Origin of the sequence: Pseudomonas sp. MNR3A (assembly GCF_009650575.1) — a bacterium.
GTDB lineage: Bacteria > Pseudomonadota > Gammaproteobacteria > Pseudomonadales > Pseudomonadaceae > Aquipseudomonas > Aquipseudomonas machongensis.
On record NZ_VZZS01000049.1, the window covers coordinates 1 to 5,787 of the forward strand.

The following is a 5,787-nucleotide window of genomic DNA, read 5'->3' on the forward strand; positions in this document are numbered from 1 at the left end:
GAACCAGCGACAGCAGGCCTGCCTGGTGGTCGACCAGCAGTACGGCGGCGTCGTCTTTGTTCAGGCGGTTGTAGGTGAATTGGCTCATGGTCGTGCTCCTTCGGATGGGTTGGGTTGTTGTCTCGACTGCATGGGCACAGATTAAAAACATTGCATTTCTTGCGGTAGATAGTGAAAAACAGCCTTAGCGTTCCTTTTTTGGAACGATCAAATCGGTGCAATCTTGTTCGCGGGCAAACCCTCTCCCACAGATGCCCCATTGCCTGGGCAACCAACCTGCTCTTTACTACCCCTCAGCCCTCCCCTAGCCCCCCGAGACCACCATGCTGGCCTTCATCCAGTCTTATCCCCTGCTGCTGGGTACCTGCCTGATCTTCCTCGACCTGCTGCTCTGGCAACTGATCCCGCTGGAGCGCCGCGCCTGGCGTATCGTCACGCGCCTGGGCATCTTCGTCATCTTCAGCGCGGTTCTGCTGGCTGCCGGCATGAGCCCGCTGCAACCGCCGCCATGGGCGGACGATGTCGCGCGCAACCTGATCGCCACGGTGCTGACCATCGGCTGGTGGCTGTTCGGCGCGCGCACGGTGACGGTGGTGTTCGGCCTGCTGATGATCGCCCGCGGCAGTCACGGCGGACGCCTGCTGCAGGATGTCGTGGGGGCGCTGATCTTTCTCGCCGCGGCCGTGGCAGCGGCAGCCTATGTCCTGCAACTCCCGGTCAAGGGGTTGCTGGCGACTTCCGGGGTGATGGCCATCGTCATCGGCCTGGCGCTGCAGAGCACCCTGGCCGACGTGTTCTCCGGCATCGTGCTCAACACCACGCGGCCCTACCAGATCGGTGACTCGATCTCGATCGACGGCACCGAGGGCAAGGTGGTGGATATCGACTGGCGCGCCACGCGGCTGATCACCGGCACCGGCAGCCTGGCGGTGATTCCCAACTCGGTGGCAGCCAAGGCGCGCCTGCTCAACCACAGCCGGCCTGCCGACCGCCACGGAGTTTCGATCAGTGTGGTGGTACCCGCCAGGATCCGCCCCAAGCGGGTGTTCGATGCGCTGGAAAAAGCCCTGCAAGGCACCAGCGCCCTGCTCCCGTCACCCGCAGCGAAGGTGTCGGTGAAAGCCTCGACACTGGAATCGGTGGAATACGAGGCCAGCGGCTTTATCGCCGACGCGGCGCACAAGACCGAAGTACGCAACCAGCTGTTCGACCTCGCCCACCGCCATCTCGAGGCCAGCGGCGTGATGTGGAACCTCGACCTCGCCGTGACCCCACGCAGCCGACAGCGTGAGCTGCTCGACGAAGTGCGGGTGTTCCGTTCGCTGAGCAGCGAGGAGCGCGATGCCCTCAGCCAGCGCATGATGGCGGTGGAGTATCTGGCCGACCAGGTGATCCTGGATGTCGGCGAACAGTCCGATCACCTGCTGGTGATCGGCAGCGGCGTGGTCCAGGCATCGATCCGCAATGGCGACAAGCGGGTGGAGGCCGGGCGCATGGGGCCGGGGGAAGTGCTGGGGATCGAGGGCATCATGGACGAGGACAGCTCGTTCGCCGAATTCCGCACCCTGACCGGCTGCCTGCTGTACCGGATCGACAAGGAGCAGGTGCGCAGTTGCCTGGCCGAGCGCGGCGAAGTGGTGCAGGCGTTGAACAAGCTGCAGCGCTTCAGGCTGCAGAGCCGGGAGTCACTGCTGCTGCAGAAACCGGCAGCGGTGAAGAAGGGTGGCTTCCTGAGCTGGCTGCACAAATAAACGGGCCCTTTCGCGGGCTTATCCGCGGAAGGGCCAGCGCAATCACAACACCACGCGCAAGCACTGCCCAGCGTGATACAGCGAGAAGCCCGACTCGTAGAAGGCCGTGCGCAACGAAGGCGCACTCACCGGTTTCATCGGCGAGAACGGGATCGGCAGGTGGTCGGGATCATCCTTGAGCAGAAACTCCGCAAGGGCCCGCCCAATCACCGTGCCCGTGGTATTGCCACGACCGTTGTAGCCCGTCACCGCCACCACCCCCGACGCTGGCTCGAACAGGCGCATCAGGTGGTCGGGGGTGAAGTCGATGCAACCGGTCCAGTGCACCTCCCACTCGACCTTGCCCAGTTCAGGGAAGTAATGGCTCTGGATTCGATCGGCCCAACTGCGCACGAACCACGCCGGCTTGTTGTCGACCCGGCCCAGGCTGCCGAGCAGCAGGCGACCTTGATCATCGCGGCGGATGCTGCTGAGTACGGTGCGGGTATCCCACGAGCCCTGGCCATGGGGCAGGATCCTGTCGGCCGCCGCCCCCTGCAGTGGCTTGGAGGCGACCTGGTAGTAGTAGCCGCGGAAGAAGTGCTTCTGCAAATGGCTCCAGTCGCCCTCGGTGTAGGCGCCCGTGGAAACCACCACCTTGTCGGCGCGCACGCTGCCACGGTCGGTGGCGACTCGCCAGCCGTCGCCATCACGCGTCAGGCCTTCGACCGGCGATTGCTGGAACAGCTTACCCCCCAGACGCTGCACCGCGGCGGCCAGACCCTGGGTGTAGCCCATGGGGTTGATGGTGCCAGCGCGGCGGTCGAGCAGCGCGGCGGAAATCTTGTCGGTACCGCAGTATTCCTGGCACTCGGCCCCCCGCAGCAGTTCCACGTCGGCACCACGGCGGCGCCATTGCTCGTGGCGTGCTTCGAGGTCGGCGAGGCCCGTGGCGTTGTGCGCCATGTGCAGGTTGCCTTTATGCTGAGCCTGGCAGTCGATGCCCAGGCGTTCGATCATGGCGAAGACTTCACCGGGCGCCTCGCCCAGCACCTTGTTCAGGCGCCCGCCCTGCTCGACGCCCAGGGTTGCCTCGACGTCGTCAGGGCGAATCCAGGTCCCGGCGTTGACCAGCCCGACATTGCGCCCGGAACCGCCATGCCCAACCTTCCACGCCTCCAGCAGGACGACCGACTTGCCTTGTTCGAGCAGGTGGATCGCCGCCGACAGCCCGGTGATTCCTGCGCCGATCACGCAGACATCGGCCTTGTATTCACCGGCCAGGGCCTGTGAAGCAACGGTCGGTTGGGTGATCGATTCCCACAGACATTCTTGACGCAGTTCGGACATGGCCCGGCTCCAGCAATATTGTTCTTGTTGCAGTTGGGGCGGCATGCCGCCCAATCGCGGGACAAGCCCGCTCATACAGGGATCCCCATCGCCTGCGCGATCCTTGTAGGAGCGGCGGTTCGGCGCCCCGACTTGTCCCGCGAACCGGGGGCCAAGGCCCCCGGCCATTACATCAGTCGAACACGATCCCCTGCGCCAGCGGCAGCTCACGCGAGTAGTTCACGGTATTGGTCTGACGGCGCATGTAGCCCTTCCACGCATCCGAACCGGACTCACGGCCACCACCCGTCTCCTTCTCGCCACCGAAGGCGCCGCCGATTTCCGCGCCGCTGGTGCCGATGTTGACGTTGGCGATACCGCAATCACTGCCCGAGGCGCTCTGGAAGCGCTCGGCCTCACGGATGTCGGTGGTGAAGATGCACGACGACAGGCCCTGTGGCACTTCGTTGTTCAGGCGCAGGGCCTCTTCGAAGTCATCGTAGGCCAGCACGTAGAGAATCGGCGCGAAGGTTTCGTGGCGCACCACCTCGCTCTGCGCCGGCATCTCGGCGATGGCAGGCGATACGTAATAGGCGTTGGGGTACTGGTCGGCCAATTGGCGCTCGCCACCGAAGACCTGCCCACCCTCGTCGCGTGCCTTGGCCAGCGCGCCCTGCATGGCGTCGAACGACAGCTTGTCGATCAGTGGGCCGACCAGGTTGTCCTTGCGCGGGTCGCCGATGCGCACCTTGCCGTAGGCGGCTTTGACGCGGGCGACCACTTCGTCCTTGATCGAACGGTGGACGATCAGGCGGCGCAGCGTGGTGCAGCGTTGGCCAGCAGTACCCACGGCCGAGAACAGGATGCCGCGCACGGCCAGGTCGAGGTCGGCGCTCGGGGCAAGGATCATGGCGTTGTTACCGCCCAGTTCGAGGATGCTGCGGCCGAAGCGCGCCGCAACCCGTGGGCCTACTTCGCGGCCCATGCGGGTGCTACCGGTGGCGCTGACCAGCGGTACGCGCGGATCATCGACCAAGGCTTCACCGGCTTCACGCCCGCCGATCACCAGTTGGCTGAGGCCCTGCGGCGCCTCACCAAAGGCTTTCAGGGCCTTCTCGAACAGCGCCTGGCAGGCCAGTGCGGTCAGCGGGGTCTTTTCCGACGGTTTCCACACCACCGAGTTGCCAGCTACCAGCGCCAGCGTGGTGTTCCATGCCCATACCGCAACCGGAAAGTTGAAGGCGCTGATCACCCCAACCACGCCCAGCGGGTGCCAGGATTCACGCATGTGGTGGCCCGGACGCTCGGAGGCGATGGTCAGGCCGTAGAGCTGACGCGACAGGCCGACGGCGAAGTCGCAGATGTCGATCATCTCCTGCACTTCGCCCAGCCCCTCCTGGGTGATCTTGCCGGCTTCGATGGACACCAGCTCGCCAAGGTCAGCCTTGTGCGCACGCAGCACTTCCCCAAACAGACGCACCAGCTCGCCGCGTCGCGGGGCCGGTACGTTGCGCCAGGCTTCGAAGGCTGTTTGCGCCTGGTCGATGCGGGCGATGGTCTCGGCTTTGCCGAGCAATTTCACCGAGGCGATCTGGCTGCCGTCGATCGGCGTGTGGACAGGGTAGTCGCCCTGGGTGTGATCCGCGGCGGCGACGCCGAGGCGCTCGAGCAATGCAGCAACCATTGTGCTTCTCCTACATCGGGTGAAGGGTTGAAAAGGTGATGGGGATCAGTATTAATCCGATTACATTGCTGCAACAAACGACCTTTATTCCTCTTATCATTCCCCTGCGGAATGGTATCGCTGCCGTAGAGAGTGCCATGTCCAAACGCCTGGTTCCGTCGATGACGGCCTTGCAGTGCTTCGAGGCTGCCGCCCGCCACCTGAACTTCACTCGCGCCGCCGAAGAGCTGCACCTGACCCAGAGCGCTGTCAGCAAGCAGGTGGCACAGCTCGAAGAAATGCTGCGTCACCACCTGTTCCTGCGCATCCGCCGACGCCTGCAGCTCACGCCGGCGGGCTCGCTGTACCTGGCCGAGGTCAACAAGATCCTCACCCAGGTGGACATGTCCAGCCGCTATGTCCTCACCTATGGCGAACAGACCGAAGTATTGAAAGTAGCCACTCAACCGAGTTTTGGCGTGCGCTGGTTGATTCCTCGGCTCAAGGGCTTTGGCAAACGCCACCCGAACATCCACCTGGACATCCGCAACGAAATGGAGCCCTTCGCCCTGCTGCAGGGCTCGGCCGACGTGGTGTTCTTCTTCGGTCAGGGCACCTGGCCGGGTGCGACCTGCGTGGAACTGTTCGGCGAAGAAGTGGTGCCGGTATGCGCCCCGGAGCTACTGGCCGGACAAGTGCTGGACAGCCCCGGCGCGCTGGCCGGGCAGGTGCTGCTGCAAAGCACTTCGCGGCCGGAGGCCTGGCATGAATGGTTCCTGGAACAGGGGCTGCACACCGACAACAGCTACCATGGTCCGCGCTTCGATACCTTCTACATGGCCCTCAGTGCCGCGCAGTCCGGCTGCGGCGTGGCCCTGGTGCCGCGCTACCTGGCGGCCAAGGAGCTGGCCGAGGGCAGCCTGGTGGTGGCCTGGAACCATTCGATGCCGAGCAACGGCAAGCACTACCTGGCGTTCGCCGAACATGCCGCGGAGGTGCCCAAGGTGCGGGCGTTGGTGGAGTGGATTCGGGCGCAGTTGCCAGGGTGATGTGCTGGCGCGGCGG

The 5,787-nt window shown here is 64.7% G+C and carries 4 protein-coding genes and 1 pseudogene; 2 read left to right on the top strand and 3 right to left on the bottom strand.

Going from position 1 to position 5,787, the window contains the following annotated elements:
- Window positions 1–88: pseudogene (locus F6X62_RS25125) on the bottom strand (hydrolase); the annotation flags it as partial.
- 235 nt (window positions 89–323) lie between these two features.
- Here F6X62_RS25125 and F6X62_RS25130 point away from each other — a divergent pair.
- On the top strand, window positions 324–1,751 hold the full coding sequence (locus F6X62_RS25130) for a mechanosensitive ion channel family protein (RefSeq protein ID WP_153775021.1): 1,428 nt from the start codon (window positions 324–326) through the stop codon (window positions 1,749–1,751).
- Window positions 1,752–1,793: 42 nt separating this feature from the next.
- Here F6X62_RS25130 and F6X62_RS25135 read toward each other — a convergent pair whose 3' ends face one another.
- A complete protein-coding gene (locus tag F6X62_RS25135; protein ID WP_153775022.1) occupies window positions 1,794–3,080 on the bottom strand; it encodes an FAD-binding oxidoreductase in 1,287 nt (428 codons plus the stop codon).
- Between the two features lie 172 nt (window positions 3,081–3,252).
- Entirely contained in the window at window positions 3,253–4,743 is a 1,491-nt protein-coding gene (locus F6X62_RS25140; protein ID WP_054893714.1) for an aldehyde dehydrogenase family protein, read from the bottom strand.
- 137 nt (window positions 4,744–4,880) lie between these two features.
- Here F6X62_RS25140 and F6X62_RS25145 point away from each other — a divergent pair, with 137 nt between their 5' ends.
- Window positions 4,881–5,771 (top strand): LysR substrate-binding domain-containing protein, encoded by an 891-nt coding sequence (locus F6X62_RS25145; protein ID WP_153775023.1) that lies wholly within the window; start codon window positions 4,881–4,883, stop codon window positions 5,769–5,771.
- The last annotated feature ends 16 nt before the right edge of the window (window positions 5,772–5,787 follow it).

Bases quoted from the DNA above. Each gene is read 5' to 3' on its own strand.
- F6X62_RS25130 (WP_153775021.1), top strand. From the start codon at position 324: ATGCTGGCCTTCATCCAGTCTTATCCCCTGCTGCTGGGTACCTGCCTG.
- F6X62_RS25145 (WP_153775023.1), top strand. From the start codon at position 4,881: ATGTCCAAACGCCTGGTTCCGTCGATGACGGCCTTGCAGTGCTTCGAG.
- F6X62_RS25135 (WP_153775022.1), bottom strand. From the start codon at position 3,080: ATGTCCGAACTGCGTCAAGAATGTCTGTGGGAATCGATCACCCAACCG.
- F6X62_RS25140 (WP_054893714.1), bottom strand. From the start codon at position 4,743: ATGGTTGCTGCATTGCTCGAGCGCCTCGGCGTCGCCGCCGCGGATCAC.